The 15,094-nt window shown below is 53.2% G+C and carries 16 protein-coding genes; 9 read left to right on the top strand and 7 right to left on the bottom strand.

The window, feature by feature from the left end:
• Nucleotides 1–253: 253 nt before the first annotated feature.
• From HY913_14470 to HY913_14440, 7 genes are all read right to left on the bottom strand, one after another.
• The gene (locus tag HY913_14470; GenBank protein MBI4964479.1) at nt 254–1,531 is read right to left on the bottom strand and encodes a hypothetical protein; all 1,278 of its coding nucleotides are present in this window, start codon (nt 1,529–1,531) and stop codon (nt 254–256) included.
• Nucleotides 1,532–1,580: 49 nt separating this feature from the next.
• A complete protein-coding gene (locus HY913_14465) occupies nt 1,581–3,269 on the bottom strand; it encodes a hypothetical protein (GenBank protein ID MBI4964478.1) in 1,689 nt (562 codons plus the stop codon).
• Nucleotides 3,270–3,440: 171 nt separating this feature from the next.
• Nucleotides 3,441–4,067 carry a DUF1080 domain-containing protein gene (locus HY913_14460; GenBank protein ID MBI4964477.1) on the bottom strand — a complete coding sequence of 209 codons (627 nt, stop codon included), beginning with the start codon at nt 4,065–4,067 and terminating at the stop codon, nt 3,441–3,443.
• Between the two features lie 85 nt (nt 4,068–4,152).
• A complete protein-coding gene (locus tag HY913_14455; GenBank protein ID MBI4964476.1) occupies nt 4,153–5,046 on the bottom strand; it encodes a DUF1259 domain-containing protein in 894 nt (297 codons plus the stop codon).
• 116 nt (nt 5,047–5,162) lie between these two features.
• Nucleotides 5,163–6,524, bottom strand: coding sequence for a chromate efflux transporter (chrA, locus tag HY913_14450; protein MBI4964475.1), 1,362 nt, complete (start codon nt 6,522–6,524; stop codon nt 5,163–5,165).
• A 106-nt stretch (nt 6,525–6,630) separates the two neighbouring features.
• On the bottom strand, nt 6,631–7,074 hold the full coding sequence (locus tag HY913_14445; protein ID MBI4964474.1) for a chromate resistance protein: 444 nt from the start codon (nt 7,072–7,074) through the stop codon (nt 6,631–6,633).
• Nucleotides 7,071–7,397, bottom strand: a complete 327-nt coding sequence (locus HY913_14440) for a thiosulfate sulfurtransferase GlpE (GenBank protein ID MBI4964473.1) — start codon at nt 7,395–7,397, stop codon at nt 7,071–7,073. Before HY913_14440 ends, HY913_14445 begins: the two co-directional genes overlap by 4 nt.
• A 467-nt stretch (nt 7,398–7,864) precedes the next feature.
• Here HY913_14440 and HY913_14435 point away from each other — a divergent pair, with 467 nt between their 5' ends.
• The 9 genes from HY913_14435 to HY913_14395 all read left to right on the top strand — a co-directional run bounded on the left by HY913_14435 (nt 7,865) and on the right by HY913_14395 (nt 15,073).
• Nucleotides 7,865–8,845 carry a chromate resistance protein gene (locus HY913_14435; protein MBI4964472.1) on the top strand — a complete coding sequence of 327 codons (981 nt, stop codon included), beginning with the start codon at nt 7,865–7,867 and terminating at the stop codon, nt 8,843–8,845.
• 20 nt (nt 8,846–8,865) lie between these two features.
• Nucleotides 8,866–9,159 (top strand): hypothetical protein, encoded by a 294-nt coding sequence (locus tag HY913_14430; GenBank protein ID MBI4964471.1) that lies wholly within the window; start codon nt 8,866–8,868, stop codon nt 9,157–9,159.
• A gap of 131 nt (nt 9,160–9,290) precedes the next feature.
• The gene (locus HY913_14425) at nt 9,291–10,148 is read left to right on the top strand and encodes an HDIG domain-containing protein (protein ID MBI4964470.1); all 858 of its coding nucleotides are present in this window, start codon (nt 9,291–9,293) and stop codon (nt 10,146–10,148) included.
• A 22-nt stretch (nt 10,149–10,170) separates the two neighbouring features.
• A complete protein-coding gene (locus tag HY913_14420; GenBank protein ID MBI4964469.1) occupies nt 10,171–11,442 on the top strand; it encodes an MFS transporter in 1,272 nt (423 codons plus the stop codon).
• A gap of 68 nt (nt 11,443–11,510) precedes the next feature.
• Complete coding sequence (locus HY913_14415) at nt 11,511–11,879, top strand: cupin domain-containing protein (GenBank protein ID MBI4964468.1); 369 nt, start codon at nt 11,511–11,513, stop codon at nt 11,877–11,879.
• A 423-nt stretch (nt 11,880–12,302) separates the two neighbouring features.
• Nucleotides 12,303–12,968, top strand: a complete 666-nt coding sequence (locus tag HY913_14410; GenBank protein MBI4964467.1) for a hypothetical protein — start codon at nt 12,303–12,305, stop codon at nt 12,966–12,968.
• 280 nt (nt 12,969–13,248) lie between these two features.
• A complete protein-coding gene (locus tag HY913_14405) occupies nt 13,249–13,431 on the top strand; it encodes a hypothetical protein (GenBank protein MBI4964466.1) in 183 nt (60 codons plus the stop codon).
• Nucleotides 13,432–13,751: 320 nt separating this feature from the next.
• Complete coding sequence (locus tag HY913_14400; GenBank protein MBI4964465.1) at nt 13,752–13,880, top strand: NAD(P)-binding protein; 129 nt, start codon at nt 13,752–13,754, stop codon at nt 13,878–13,880.
• A 188-nt stretch (nt 13,881–14,068) separates the two neighbouring features.
• Nucleotides 14,069–15,073, top strand: coding sequence for a hypothetical protein (locus HY913_14395; GenBank protein ID MBI4964464.1), 1,005 nt, complete (start codon nt 14,069–14,071; stop codon nt 15,071–15,073).
• The last annotated feature ends 21 nt before the right edge of the window (nt 15,074–15,094 follow it).

The raw sequence follows: 15,094 nt of genomic DNA, 5'->3' as shown, positions 1-15,094 counted from the left end.
TCGTTCGTTTGCCCTAAATTGCATCCTCCTAGTATCCGCAACACTCGATACGGGTGGCTGGTTGGGCCTTACCCGACAGGGACTCGCACCCTGCAAGAGATGCCAAGCTGCGCCTGGCGCACTACCAATGCGCTTTCGTACCAGTGAACATGGCGGGCATGGGGACCGGCCATTCCTAAGGCCGCCTTTTTGAACGCGAATCGGTATAAAGGCTCTGAGGCCAACGCCGTGGCCGCGTTTTCACTCAGTTGATTTACTTGACTCTAAGAGGCAGGCTTTTCCGAAATAATGTGGTCTGATCTCCCTCAAAATTCGGATCGTTGTATCGATTCAGGTCGTAGATCAGGCTTGCTCGGACTTCATATTCGCCTGTTTTTAACTTCGGGTCCCAGGACAGGATACGCTCCTCTCCGGCTCGAATAATGGTTTCGTGGGGACCCTGCGCATCAGCCATACTGGCCGAAATAGCATCCGGGCGTTTCTTATCTTCTTCAAGGAAAGCCTTGTCATCCGGACGATCCCCATACCAAGGAGCGAACATCCAGTCCTGTCTTGCTACAACTATGCCTTTGCCATCAGCCACATCGGCTTTGAGATACATGCCTCGTCGGTTCGAGCCTGTGGGAACGGAATGTCCTGCCCCTATGTTGATGATATGAAAATTGAGGGCTGATGTTGATTCTTTCTCTGACACAATGACAAGGCTCAATGCGCCTGATAACCGTTGGGGAGAATGTCCACCGGTCCATAGGTGTCTTGCCACTGCCCTGACTGGCACATCCTCATTCTCAGCCGACTTCCGAAGAGTTCCAGGCATGTGACAGTCTTGGCACTGTTGAGAACCCAAGCCCGGTTTATGAAAATCTTCTCGCCATTCCAGGAAGGTCTGGGTCTGTTTAGCAACCACGCGTTTTCCAACGGAGTGGCAATGAGCACACATGGCTGCCGTCTTTATCTTTGGTTCCTTAACGGTTTCATGTGGTGCTTCAGCTCCATAGGGTCCTCGAATCTTGCCCTCCGGGGTGAGATGGCAACTGGCGCAGGTGATTCCAAGTGATTCTTTGCCTTGAGGACGCGCTTTGGGTCGCTCGATCTCAGGCTTGTCCAAATCGGGAATATCAAAGGGTTCAGGGTAATGGCAAACATTACAGGATCTTCCTCCTTCCTCCACATCGCGAGCGTGTACAGGCCAGGGGTCCGTTCCCGCAAATGAGTGTGCTGAACCAGCAGTCAGGACTCTTCCCGAAAGCGAGAGTAATTCCTGCTTCGGGTCCTTGTAAGCCATCGGTTTGTACATGAGATCGGTCCCGAATCCAAAAGCGTACTCTCGGTAGATTGCCTGATGGCATTCTCCGCACTCGGCTGATGGAGTGGCCGTACCCTGGGGAAAATCTTTGGACTTGGATACGAATTTCTTCTGTTCCGCTACAGGCTGCTGTTGGGCTTGTGCCGCGCTCTTCTCCAAATAGACCAGGGCCAAGGTCCCTGCGATCATCAAGAGCGCCATGACAAAGATACATGCCTTTCTCATGGGCCTGAACCTCCTATGTAGACCAGCGGCAGAAAACTCGGCCAGTTTGTCAAAACTCAACAATAACGAAAACCTTGATCGCAGTCACAGGATCGATCACCCGGTTGGGATTGATCCCGAACTGATTAGCTGGAGATGGGTTGTCCCAGTTCGGAACGGTCTTATCAATGCAGGCGTAATTGAACCACCTTCCCGGTTGCCAGTAGCCTGCCGCCATTCTCACAGTCCATTTGTCCAGCAATTGCCAGTCTATACCGGCGTCAATCTCCCATCCCAGATTGTTGTCGGGAATCGAAGGCGCACCCGTCGTGGCGGCATTGATGGTGCTTAGGTTCTGGAATTGAACCGTGGTGCCCGTAGGCCCAGGCCGCATGAATCCCCATCCGTAACCCTGTGCGGATGCTCTGTCAAACCAGCAAAAGCTTCCAAAGAGATTCAAATTGGATGCCGCGGCATAGTCCAGTCTTGCAGCGAGAATCGAGGCGTCGTTAAGGTACCCGTCCGTGTTCAGGTTGAACAAGTTCAAGCCTCCGCCGTAATAGAAGTTCATGACAAGGCTGTACGGCATGAATAGTCCGTTGTTGGCAAAGCCGTAAAAATACGGCTGTCTATCGATGACCACACCGTGCCTTCTATCCGGCCCTGGCAGCCACGCGTAAATGAAGGAGGCCTTGATCGGGCCAGCCATGAGGCCCGTCTCCACCATCCATCTCCAGGCTTCAATGTACCGAGGAGCAAACAGGCTTCCGGTTCCGTCCGCTCGGTCAGGCGTCCCGAGGAAGGTTCCATTCAGAGATCGTTGGAATTTAGTGGTTTTGTTGACCCAGTCCAACTCAGCGTTGAGAAAATACCTTCCGTTATTGTATTTGAGAAATATTCCGCCGTCCGTGCCGACGACATCGCTCGTGGGAAAAGATGCTCGGTCGATTTGGGACCGTTGGGATTCAGGCCCTCTGTGAAAGCTAAAGTATTCAGCTACCATGCCTACGGAAATCGGTCCGGCGTCGAAAGTAATGAACGCGGTCGGCGACAAAGCCAGAACTGCGTTCGTATCCAGAGGATTGAAGTACGGATTCTCGGTTGTTTGGGGAATCGAATTGTTAGGCTGATCTTGTCTAAAAGGGTTGTCCGGCTGCTGCCTCCACGGATAGAAACCGACTCCGATTCTCAATGGACCTGTGGGCGCCACCAGGAGCAATGATTCTGAAGTCAGGTCCTCGGCTCCATTGTACTGGAGTCCGCACCCAAAATTAAACGGTCTTTTTCCATAGGTCACTATTCCCCAAGGAGTTTGGGCGCTAAACCACCACATGGTCCACTGCCCCTCTGAAATAGCAACCTGAACTCCCGGACTCGTGGAATTGGTGTATGACGAGGCTATGGGGTCGCCGAAGGCTCCGATCCGATATTCGCCTCTCAGTCTCATGGCAGAATTGATTCTCAGCTCTGGAAGAACATTCGTCTCCATAACCTGATCGGCAGCGCTACTGGATGACGAGAGATCGTTGAGTTTTCCGCTCACCCAGCCGTTGACCGAGGCGAAATTCCCTGGTGTAGAACTATTGTCCAGGTCGTACTTCCCGAAGAAGCCCCTAGATCCGAGTTGTCCGACGAATCGGTTCTTCCAGACCAGCTCGCCCTCCATTGAAAATTCCCAGGCGGAGGATGAACTTGCCCCGAAGAACAGGTTCACCAAGAACATCCCTATGAGCAGCCGGACGAATCTCGAATGAAACATGATCCCTCACTCACTTCAGCTAAACCAATTCCATACACATTAGAACAAGCCCGTTCAGGATACAGGAACGGAAGAACTCTTGACAATCAAATGTTCCGGAAAGCTTCCGGTTTTTGGTTTGTTCAATCTCGTCCTTCATGGCGATTCCTTTGGAAAATAGTTCGACGCGATTCACGGTTTGCCGCTTACCACCAAATCGTCAAAATGGGTCTGAGCATCAGATTTCGTCCACAGTCCGATTTTGCCTGCTTCCTTGAAAGTCGAGTCCTTCGCGTCCAGATACTTTTTGCCATCGTAATAGCACTCAATGTGATCGCCTGTCATGGTAACACGCAGTGTCTGCCATCCCAAAGGATGCGGGATTTCTGCGCTCTTGAGTTCGGAACGTTGTCCGTTCACGACGTGATAGAGCCTATAATTGTCTTCCAATGGATTGTAACGAGCCACATAATAGTTCTTGGCATCCTTCGCCCTCCAGACGATGCCTCCGCCTTGATCAGTGCTGCCCGCGATGGCTCTCATTTTGACCGTCACATCCACGTCCTTATAATTGGTGTTGGTGACAAGCGTGAGGTTGAACGTTTGACCGGAACTTCTTGCCAACTGGGCCAGGACATTGGGTTTTGACGGAGCCGTGTCGTCGGCAACGACTTCCCATCTTCCCCTTTCATTCGTGAAGCCTTTAGCAGTTTCACCAATCTTGTCTGTATCGAAATTCCATGACATTTTCCCATTTTGGGCTGCTACAACTACCGCTGTCATCATCACTCCAAACACAAAGATCATTATTATCTTCATTTTTCAGCCTTCTTTCAGAATCAAAAATTGTGTGCGACTTAGATAACTTTTGGGATGGTCCTCAGAGAAGCGCTCCCAGTCCCACCTATTTGATAGGTCCTTTCGCCTCATCGAACGCGGCTCGCACGGTTTGAGCCAGTTTCTCCGCAGGTCCTGTTCCCCAGTAATGGAGGAAAAATACCCGTGGCAGCTCGTCCAGCATGTGATTGTGAACCGCAACGATTTCGATGCCGCCTTTTCTGAATGCCTGTATTACTGGGTTGACCTCCTTTGGGGACATCACTACATCACCGGCCACATGCGCCTTTTCATCAGTTCCTACGAACCCGGCCCAGGAGTTGAGCCCCATGCTTGAGGTCAATTCCACGCCATGCATTTTGACTCCAGGACGACCTACCGTGATTTTGAAGGAACCACCGGCCGCCTTGCCCGAATGCCCAATGACTTGCTCGATTTTCTTAGTGTCCAAGTTTAGAGGAGGTTCTGAACTTCCTGACGAGCCGGAACTTGGGGGAGGAGTGGCGGTTTTGTCCAAAGCACTTCTGATACCTTGGGCCATCTTCACGGGATCTCCCATTCCGCCGATGTGCATAAACATGATCCGAGGCTGGTCATAGAAAAAATGGTCGTGTAGCGCCGTGACCTGGACATTTGCCTCTCCCAGTGCGGAGATGACGGGATTGACCTCTTTTTCCAACAGGACAAGGTCCCCCATCACCATAGTATCCTTGCCCATGTCCTTCCATGCGGTCCAGGAACCAAAGCCGAGCGCTGTGGGCATCTGCTCACCATCAATAGTCACCTTGATGTCGCTGCGCGCAAAACGAACGACAAACGCCCCTTCATCCATTTGGCCCGGAAATCCCAAAATCTTTGCAACATCGCCAAGATCGGCAGAGGCACAGGCGACGTTTGAGGTGGACAGTGACAGCAGAACGACCAAAGGCAAAACCATTAAGAGTTTCCATGAATTACCCATTGCTCAATTTTCCTTCTAGCAATCTTTTTACTGGTAAGCATTCTTTATGGCACCGTCAAACGCGACAACTATTTTGTGCTATAACAACAACTTCAGCACCCCTTCAGTGTGGCAACCTAGGATAAGCCCCATCGAAACAGATGATAGACGATACCGAGCATAGCGCTGCATGCTATGGTCTTGATGACGCTCAACTTGAAGCGGAAAATCGCCAACATCGCGAACGCCGTGATGAAGAGTGATGGTACGTTGATTGTGGTCCATACCGGAATCTGCAAATGGACTCCGAAAAAATGGGCATCCCGAAGCGACCCGAAGACAGTGTGCAGAGCGAACCACACAGCCAGGTTGAGAACTACTCCCACTATGGCTGCTGATATGGATGACATTGCCGTGTTTAGCGACTTATTTCCTCTCAATGCCTCAACGTAAGGTCCTCCGACAAGGACCCAGAGGAAACAGGGGACAAACGTGGCCCAAGTTGTCAGCATTGCTCCGAGAGTCCCTGCAATCATCGGATTGAGGACTCCTGGGTTGCGAAAGGCCGCCAGGAACCCGACAAACGGCAAGACCAGAATGAGAGGTCCGGGGGTAGTCTCCGCCAGTCCAAGCCCGTCCAGCATCTCTCCGGGAGTGACCCATTTGTAGTTTTCCACGGCTTGCTGGGCTACATACGCTAAGACGGCATAAGCGCCTCCGAATGTCACTACAGCAGCTTTGCTAAAGAATGTCGCTTCCTGGAAATAAATGCTTTCGGATCCCAGCAAGATCAAAATGAGGGCGATGGGACCGAACCACAAAATCGTCCAGACAAGAGCCACGACGACAGCCCTTGAGACGGAAGGTTTCGTATGCTCCGGCGGTTCTTCCTCCAGCATCTTATCTACCAGAGCAGAATCACAAGGGTCCGAGTTCGTCGCATGCCCTTGATTTACTTCGAAGAGCGTCGGACTGAGGCATCCCCCCAGATAACCGATGACCGCGGCTGAGATAACGATTAACGGGAAAGGCACATCAAAGAAGAAGATTCCGACGAAGGATAGCCCCGCCAGCGTTACCGTGAGTCTGTTTTTCAGCACTCTTTTCCCTATGCGCACGACCGCCTGTATAACAACTGCCAGAACAGCCGGTTTCAGGCCTAAAAACAACCATTGCACAATGCTCAAATCCTGATAGCCGGCATACAAAACACTCAAGATCAACATCGCAATGAACCCTGGAAGGACAAAGACCGTCCCTGCTATGATCCCTCCGGGGATTTTGTGCAGCAGCCAGCCGATGTAAATGGCCAGCTGCTGGGCTTCAGGACCGGGAAGAAGCATGCAATAATTCAGCGCATGGAGAAAGCGGCTCTCACCTATCCACCGCTTTTCTTCCACCAAATATCTGTGCATGACCGCGATCTGAGCGACGGGACCTCCAAAGCTGTTGAGGGCAACCTTCATCCACACCCAAAACGCTTCTCGGAAGGTGACCATTTTCAGTGGGGAACCTTCGCAGACCGGTTCAGGCGAAGGGCTCTTCGCTTTGCCTGTTGATTCCAAGCCATATCTCCTTAATTCAGAACAGAATTCCTGTCGTTCCTCATCGAGCCGGTTTCACCTTGTCTTCACACCAGGCATAAAGGGCATCGTACATGGGGAATTCAAGCTCCATCTTCTTGTGATCGTCGGTCCCATGGAGGAGAGAAAAACCATGCGCCATGGCTTTGAGTCCCGCTCCCTGCGGTGAACTGCCCAGGTCTGCGGACACATCGGCCGCATGGATGATTTTGGCCATTTCGATCAGAGCGGGATCGTCCATCAAGCCATACTTGATTGCGATGCTCTCGAAGGAACAACGCCCCTCGACATGTCCCAGTTCTACTCCCGGAACATCATACGGGGTTGCCCCTTCTCGCTCGGCGGTAGCAATGACCTGCCCCTTCGGTACGAAAAGAAATACGGCATCCTTATCTATGAATCGTTTGATGAGCCAAGGACAGGCGATGCGATCAACGTGGGCATTTTCCCTAGTTATCCATTTCATTTATCTTCCCCCTCCGGGTCGCCAAGCTCGGTCCAGGCCTTTATACCGCCCTGGAGAAACCGGACATCCGGGTGGCTCTGTTGAAGCCGATCAGCAACTGACTGACTCACGGAACCACCCTTGACACAGTACACTACCACCGGCCTGTTTTGAGGGATTTCATCGGTCCACTCATCGGCCTTTTCCGGATCAAGCCAGTCAGCGCCGCCGATTTTCTTCGGCGCAGCCTCGAAGTCGGCTTTTCTCCGCACATCGAAAAGGGCCGGTTTCCGCTCACTGCCCATGAGGGCTTTTAGTTCCTGGGGGGTTATGGAATCCGCCATTTTCAATTCTCCTCTCTTCTCGAAGATTATTTTGCGGGGAACCGCGCCAGGCAATGTCCCCCACAGTCGTTTTCCCTACTATGGCACTGGTGGCTCATGATCTTTGCAAAAAGGAGCCTCCCCGACCACGGGCGCTTGACACACGCGGCATAAGCCTCTCCTCACGGGGTCCTTGATGTCCGCGCACGGGTCAGCTGCCTGTGCTTCCGCTGATCCCGATGGTGCGGTTTCCTCAAACTTGCTTGTCTTTTCATCTCTTTCGGACATGGCGAATACCTCCTCTTCGTTTATCCCCATGCCGGATGTTCCATTCGGCTACGGGACGGGGCTCGTTAAAAACCGTTCTTGGAGCAGAGTGTCTCTAAAGGCCTCTTTCCTAAAATCTTCACAGTCCAATCTCTCTGACCACTTGACAAGAAGATACAACTGCATCATCATCATGTCAAGTGTTGCAATGAGGTGTGACGATGACCGAATGTCTTGACGGAAAATGGCTGCTTCTCATCCACCAGATTCCCCCAAAGCCGGGCTACCTCAGGGTCAAAATCTGGAGGAGGCTGCAGGCTCTCGGCGCTGTGGCTATAAAGAACTCCGTGTACGTCATCCCCAGGAACGAACAGACCCTAGAGGACTTCCAATGGGTCCTCAGGGAGATCGTACAGGCAGGGGCCGAGGCTTCGATCTGTGCGGCGAGCTTTGTCGAGGGATTGACGGACGAGCATGTGGAAGCTCTGTTCCGGACAGCGCGTGACGCGGACTATGGACAGATTGCCGATGAGGCGAAAGCGGTCATCGATGCCGCACCGCCTGGCGCGTCGATGACGGACGAAGATCGATCCGAATTGGAGGCAGCTCTCACACGCCTCAACAAGCGATTCTCGGTCGTCGTCAACCTAGACTTCTTCGGGGCACCAGGCCGCGAATCTGCACTAACCCTGTTGGAAAAGATTGAGTCCAGGCTCGCAGAAGCACGGAATCGTACGGATACGGGAACGAAGGCGGTTGACACTTCGGATGTCACGCAGTTCCGAGGACGTACATGGGTGACCCGGAAAGGGGTGTACGTAGATCGCATCGCCTGTGCATGGCTCATTCGCCGCTTCATCGATCCTGACGCCTCATTCAGGTTCGTTTCCGAGCGAGGGTACCGTCCGAAGACGGGAGAATTGCGATTCGACACGTTTGAAGGAGAGTTCACCCACGAAGGTGATCTCTGCAGCTTCGAGGTTCTTGTCCAGCGTTTTGCTGTAAATGACAAAGCCCTCGCAGAAATCGGCAAGATCGTACACGACCTCGATCTGAAGGAAACAAAATTCAGGAAACCTGAAACTGCAGGCATTTTAGCCTTGCTCGACGGAATTGTGGCGTCTCGCAAGCCCGATGATGCCCGGTTGGATCGGGGCTCAACTCTGTTCGACGACCTCTACGAATATTTTCGTAGAAAGTAATTCCCCAGGAGGAACACACCATGCCCAGCATAGAGAAACACGTGGAGACGAGTCGCCGAAGGACCGGCAAGGATTATCTGGAACTACACGAATGGATCGACAAGGACCCGGAAAAGAAGGTCGAACGGCACGACATCACGAAAATCTATGAGTACGGGAAAATGATGGAGGAGAAATATGGTCCTGAAGGGCTTCAGGAGTACCTCCAGCATATCCACGATGACTTTGTCGCGAGGTTCAACCACGTCAAAGAGGACGTGGACAAGGCCATTGCTGACACGCTGGCCTACTTCGGGGTGAAATCGCCGAAATAGGTTCGCCGAGTGCAGGTCTGCCGGTAGTTTAGGGGCGTCAAAACAAATCCACGACCGCGTCAGGCCTCTCAAGAATGATCGGATGAACGGCTCCGGAGCCCTGGTGTGTGAGCCGGTAGGGAGAACAAAGCATGCCCAGTACTGAAGAACATGTGGAAATAAGTCGTCAAAGAACCGGGAAGGACCATAGGGAATTGCACGAGTGGATGGACGCGGATCCAGGAAAAAAAGTTGAACGCCACGATGTGAACAGGATCTGTGAATACGGACAACTCATGAAAGCATTATACGGAGAAGAAGGTCTGGAAGAGTATGTGCAGCACATTTACGACGACGTGATCGCAAGGTATTTGCGCGGCAAGACTGATCTTGAGTCGGCTATCCTTGCTCAGACGGCCTTTTTCGCACTGAAATCGACTGCAAAAGGCCCTGACGGAGACGCGTGCAGGGTAAAGGCGTCAGATGTGGATCTTCTCCGGCAAGCAGGGGTATCTGAGGGCGACATAGCACATTCGATTCAAGTGGCCCAGAAGGCCCTGGAACTTGCTGAGAGGACCGGTGCGGACCTGGACAAAGTGTTGGTAGGCAGAGGAGCGCTGTTGCATGACCTGGGGAAAGCCAAAGGGCGTGGACACGACCACGGCATTTTCGGTGGTGAGATTGGCCGAAAGATGGGGCTTCCCGACGCTATTACCACGATCATGGAGAAGCACGTCAATGCTGGCCTAACGGAGGAGGAAGCTCATGGGCTCGGCCTGCCCAGAAAGGACTACTCGCCCAATACCATTGAAGAAAAGATAGTGATTTACGCGGACAAGCTCGTGGACATCATCACGGCTTCAGACAGAATCGTCGCCACGGAACACGAAGCCGAGGAACGGTTCCCTGAGATACTGAAGACACATCCCAATCTGGCGAAAGGCGATAAACCTCTCAGCAGGCATCTTCAATATCACGAGGAGATACAAGGACTGACAAAAGCCCGCTGAGGCGTCAAGAAAGGCTCTGATGATGACAAAGTCCAGCACGAAAATTCTCACAGAACCCACAAACGGCGTCGATGTGAACGATAGCATCAGATCAACCTTCAGCGGCTTGTGTGCGGTGGGTTTTTTTGCCAGGGCCTCCTATGCGTTGGCTCGAACGCCGGTATTGGCGCTATTCGCTGCCTCTCTGGGAGCCGGACCTGAAGCCATAGGTTTCGCTGTCGCGATTTCAACGGTCACGGGGATTTTCTTCAAGATGCCGGCTGGAGTACTCTCGGACGTGATCGGTAGGACTCGGACATTATTCATGGGCCTGGCGGTTTTCGCGGTTGTTCCGTTTGCCTACTTGTGGGTTTCTTCATACGAGGCCCTCGTAGTAGTCCGGTTCTTTCACGGGTTCGCGACGGCCATATACGGTCCCGTGGCAATGGCCGTGGTCGTCGGTGTTGCAGGGGATAAACGTGGCGAGATGCTCTCCTGGTTTTCTTCCATAACCATCATCGGCAACCTAATAGGCGCGCCGCTCGGGGGCCTGATGCTCACAGAGCTGTCCGCCGGAGCAGACCCGAGCTTAACCCACTTCCATATTGTGTATGGAGTAGTTGCGGCGTTAGGGATGGCTTCTTTGTTGATTGCTCTTTGGGTCATGCAAGGGAAGTGGGATGCTCCGAAACATGAAAATGGACGCACGCTCAGGGCAATTTGGGACCAGTTTCGAATTGGAACTCGGGAAATCCTGATGGACCGCAGAGTGCTACTCACCAGCAACATGGAAGGCGTGCAAAACCTTTCTGTAGGCGCTTTGGAAGCGTTTCTACCAATCTACGCAGTCGTGATCTGCGGGTTCTCCGCGTTCCAGGCAGGCCTCCTCTGGGGAGTGCAAATCTTCGTCACGGTTCTCTCTAAGCCCCTTATGGGCAAGATCTCCGATCGGCATGGGCGCCAGACCCTCCTGTTCTGGGGCATGTTCGTTTGTGTGATTCCTTTCGTGCTCATTCCCTGGTTCCGGAGCTTTCCCGTGCTCCTCGTTCTGGCAGCGATCTTCGGTCTTGGTGAGGCTATAGTCACCTCTTCCGCGGCAGCCCTTGTGGCGGACTTCTGTAGACAAGACCATCTGGGCTGTGCCATGGGAACCTTCGGGACCATATTCGATGTGGGGCATGCTTCGGGTCCGCTGCTTGCGGGTCTTCTCATCGGACTGACGGGTTCCGGCACTGACTACCGTTTATCTTTCGCTATTGTGGCCGCGCTCTTGGTTGCGGCTGCAATAGTCTTCCGCGCAGGAGTCAAACGCTAGCATTAGGACTAGTGCGGAAGAAATAGTCATTCAGATTCCATCACTTACACACAAAAGGAGAAAGAAACATGGCCGCATTGGACACTGACAGCAAAGAACACTTCAGGAAGCCTTTTAACTTTGAGGAGGCCCAGGAAAAAGGCTTTACTCGGAAGACCCTTTTTGAAACGGAACACATGCGCTTCAGCATATACATGATCCTGCCGGGCCAGGAGAACCCGCTGCACCGGCATCCCTTGTCGGATGAGATCCTCGCTTTCACTCATGGGGAGGGAGAGTGTGTGGTGGGGGATGAGGTTGTTGCAGTGGAGCCGGGCAGCGTTCTATTCATACCACAAGATGTGCCCCACGCTGTCAGGAACACACACAAAACCGAGACCTTGGGTTGCACTGTGGTGCAGTCCCCGCTTCCGTGCGAGCATGTGATGGGCACCTGAGCGAAAGAAGGTGGCTGGTAATCATTCACGTACGTGCGGGAGCGTCTCCCATGCCCCGAAGGGGCAGCCCGACAGTAGCCACGGGCGTAAGCCCGTGGAGAATGGTCCACACAATCATTTGGATCACCAACCCTGGAGGGGTCGCCCATGACCGTGAGTTGGACTTCGGGATTGGTCGACCCCTCCAGGGTCGGTGATTCAGGGCTGTGGCAATGCTTCCGGTCCACGGGTTACACCCGTGGCTACCATTGGTACGCCCCTTCAGGGCTAAGAATCCCTTCCACCCCCGCAAGACTGAATGGTTGCGGTGGCTGTTGTTTTACGCATCCTTGTGAATCCCCAAGGCTCAAATCGCATCTTATTTGAATGAATTACAGGACCACGAGATATGTGGAGGCTCCAAACGGTATTGGAGGTTTCAGCATGAGAATTCATCAAGGATTGAGCATATTGTCGATTCTGGTGGCCATATTATTTGTCATGAGCGCCCTGGCGGCCGATTCGGCCGTGGCGGCAGGAAATAGCGCGAAAAAGAGCACGTTTAAGGATGCTCAAACAAAAGCCGACAGAATCCTAAAGGACGCGGCAGGAGTGAGCAGTTCCGGTGTAGCTCCGGCTCAACAGGCAACCATAGCGGGCAATCCTCCGGTTGCCTTCTACACCACTTATCCGCCGGGAGGGACAGGGCCTGTTTACACATGGTTCATACCCGCGCAGCCCGCGGGCCAAAGAGCGGGACAGGCTGTCGCGGGAACAGGCGATTGGCGTACGCCGGCCGGCCAGGGAACCGCCGCTCCACAGCAGGGTGTAGCAGCGTCACAGGCTAATCCACCGAGCAGCGGCTGGGGTCCGGCCTCGCTCTGTTATTGGCTGCCGAGGTGGGGAACCGGTACTGGATGGAACGCCCCGGCAACGTCAAGTAGAACCGTGGTGCCGACTTACAACCAGCTCGCTCGGCCTGGGACCCCGCAAGCGTTACCCGGAGCCGCGGCCAGCAGTCCCATGACCGTCTGTTACAGCGGTTGCGTTCCTTCTTGGACCGGTCCCGGGTACACGACCGGCACGGTCTGCGCTCCGGCGTGTTACTGAGGTGCGCGACCTATCGTAAGCTGCTGCAGTCGTTGGCAGAGACACCTCCGGGCGGAAATGGATGCGACTTGCTGGAGTCCTCCGGTATTGTTAATTTATGAGCGAAAGAGGCCATCTGGAGTCGGATTGTGCCGTCAATCAGGTGGTCGAAAAACAGTGTGAATCGGGAGGATCTTAGCTCCGAAAGGCTGCTTCGGAATAAATTGATGCAATGACGCTGCGAGGTACGATGGATTTTCGCAAATCTGACGAAGCAGGTTAAGAGAAAGAGTAAAAGACAATGGTACACATCGATCTCAATGACGAACAGGCCGACATGCTTGAACACGTGGTCGAGAATTATTTGTCCGAATTGACCTCGGAAATCTCTAACACGGAGAAACTGTCGTTTCGTGAGGATCTCAAGCGAGAGAAGGCTTTTCTCCTGGATTTCAAGGAAAGGATCACGAAGAAGGCTGCTTAGAGTATGGGCCTATACTTCTACGAGTATTCCCGCAAGGGGCTTGCACAGGCCCTCTAAGCGCATTGCTGCAACGTCGGTGCGAGCGGGCCTCTTCCCTACTCGGGTAAGAGGTTCGCTCGTGACTTTTTCGAATTCGTACGGGCAAATCATTGCCTTTGCGGGGTGGCTCGTAATCATTCATACTGATTTGCGATGAAACTTGGAACACGGCAGAGAAGAAGCACGGACCTGCTTGGGCAGGTCAGTGCCCTACACGATGGCGATCCGAGTCATTCTTCTAAATGCCAATCGGTATGAAAAGCAGGGAGCGATCTCCGAAAATGAAGGTTGGGGTAGTGGGATCAGGTTTGGTCGGGGCAACGTCGGCTTATGCTTTGGTTATGACAGGCGTGGGAAGCGAAATAGTGCTGCTCGACAAAAACAAGGATCGTACGAAGAGCTGTCGATGAGTTGGGACATTGAAATCTTTCATGAAAGGGTACGCCACCTGACCGTCCAAACTACTGCTTGGGCGCAAGATCTTGACTGAAATTCAAAACCCCATTATTTTACACACGAATTTGTCTTATCCTTCACTACTATCTTTCCATTGACGCGCGTGATTAGCTTGCACACGCCGCGGGCTGAGGTTTCGGGGATGAAAAGGATCATCATCGTCCTTGCCGTTTGGCTGGTCCCCTTCTCGGCTGCCGCGAACGATATCGTTGGCTCTCTGGTCGTTTCAGCCGTACCTGCCGAGACTTTTGGTTCTACAGCGTTCAGGTTCGGGCAAATCAGAATCACTCCTTCGGGGCGACTGGGTTATCAAAGGATGGGGGTGGATGCCAGAATTCCGGTGCCCTTTGAACTCTCCATTAAAGGAGGCGAAGGGTACAGAGGAGACCCGGCCAGATTGAAGCTTCCGGAAGCGAATCTTTGGATCGCGGAAGCAAGCGTAACGGCCCAGGTGAACCCTAATCTTGCCTTCTTCACGAGTGTCGCGGGAAACTTCGTCCAGAGTTTCTTGGGTCCCACACTTGGAGGGACGGTTGTCCCGAACAGGCCGTCCGAATGGAGGGAGCGTCAACTTGAGTGGTGGGAGATTGAAGTGGGAGCGACTTTCAATGTTTGGAGCCCTTTTGGGCTTATCGGTGGGTTGCGATGGGATCATTTCGACCTTGCTTTCCGCGACGCCCGCGGTGTTGCCGGCGCAAGTTCCGGCACATACAAAAACGTGAATCTCGAGGCCACCGACCTTTCAAGTGAGATCTGGATACCGTATGCAGGGTTTGGATTACTGGGACGGAGTTACAAGGCCTACATCATTGCCAGTCCTTTCGCTGCTACTGATATTAAGGTGCTCACCAGGATGACTGCGAATGTATTGCCGTCAAACAATTTCTCCGGGGAGGCAGAGGTTGCCTTGAATAAGCCGGCCGGATTTGTTGAGGCCAGGTTCGAGTACGATGCGAGGGTTTCGCCTGAAATCCGTCTGGGGCTATGGTCCAAAGGCAGCTGGCTCGCAACCCGAGGCACCGGAAAGGTCGAAGGCAAATACACCACAAATCACCCGGACCTGACAGCAACACCCCTTGGTGGAGAGTCCATGACCTTCTCGCGATATAATGTCGCGGCTGGATTGGCCTTGAAGCTCTCATTCTGAGGTCGTATGGGGCGTCAACCT

It is taken from the genome of Desulfomonile tiedjei (genome assembly GCA_016212925.1).
In the GTDB taxonomy this organism is placed as follows: domain Bacteria; phylum Desulfobacterota; class Desulfomonilia; order Desulfomonilales; family Desulfomonilaceae; genus JACRDF01.
Note: the sequence above shows the minus strand (reverse complement) of the source record. Positions and strands in the feature narration are given on the sequence as shown.

What these genes read in the sequence shown, in the direction of transcription:
- HY913_14420 (MBI4964469.1), top strand. Translation starts at nt 10,171, where the DNA reads ATGACAAAGTCCAGCACGAAAATTCTCACAGAACCCACAAACGGCGTC.
- HY913_14445 (MBI4964474.1), bottom strand. Translation starts at nt 7,074, where the DNA reads ATGAAATGGATAACTAGGGAAAATGCCCACGTTGATCGCATCGCCTGT.
- HY913_14430 (MBI4964471.1), top strand. Translation starts at nt 8,866, where the DNA reads ATGCCCAGCATAGAGAAACACGTGGAGACGAGTCGCCGAAGGACCGGC.
- HY913_14440 (MBI4964473.1), bottom strand. Translation starts at nt 7,397, where the DNA reads ATGGCGGATTCCATAACCCCCCAGGAACTAAAAGCCCTCATGGGCAGT.
- HY913_14400 (MBI4964465.1), top strand. Translation starts at nt 13,752, where the DNA reads ATGAAGGTTGGGGTAGTGGGATCAGGTTTGGTCGGGGCAACGTCGGCT.
- HY913_14460 (MBI4964477.1), bottom strand. Translation starts at nt 4,067, where the DNA reads ATGAAGATAATAATGATCTTTGTGTTTGGAGTGATGATGACAGCGGTA.
- HY913_14425 (MBI4964470.1), top strand. Translation starts at nt 9,291, where the DNA reads ATGCCCAGTACTGAAGAACATGTGGAAATAAGTCGTCAAAGAACCGGG.
- HY913_14455 (MBI4964476.1), bottom strand. Translation starts at nt 5,046, where the DNA reads ATGGGTAATTCATGGAAACTCTTAATGGTTTTGCCTTTGGTCGTTCTG.
- chrA (MBI4964475.1), bottom strand. Translation starts at nt 6,524, where the DNA reads ATGGTCACCTTCCGAGAAGCGTTTTGGGTGTGGATGAAGGTTGCCCTC.
- HY913_14415 (MBI4964468.1), top strand. Translation starts at nt 11,511, where the DNA reads ATGGCCGCATTGGACACTGACAGCAAAGAACACTTCAGGAAGCCTTTT.
- HY913_14405 (MBI4964466.1), top strand. Translation starts at nt 13,249, where the DNA reads ATGGTACACATCGATCTCAATGACGAACAGGCCGACATGCTTGAACAC.
- HY913_14410 (MBI4964467.1), top strand. Translation starts at nt 12,303, where the DNA reads ATGAGAATTCATCAAGGATTGAGCATATTGTCGATTCTGGTGGCCATA.
- HY913_14465 (MBI4964478.1), bottom strand. Translation starts at nt 3,269, where the DNA reads ATGTTTCATTCGAGATTCGTCCGGCTGCTCATAGGGATGTTCTTGGTG.
- HY913_14435 (MBI4964472.1), top strand. Translation starts at nt 7,865, where the DNA reads ATGACCGAATGTCTTGACGGAAAATGGCTGCTTCTCATCCACCAGATT.
- HY913_14470 (MBI4964479.1), bottom strand. Translation starts at nt 1,531, where the DNA reads ATGAGAAAGGCATGTATCTTTGTCATGGCGCTCTTGATGATCGCAGGG.
- HY913_14395 (MBI4964464.1), top strand. Translation starts at nt 14,069, where the DNA reads ATGAAAAGGATCATCATCGTCCTTGCCGTTTGGCTGGTCCCCTTCTCG.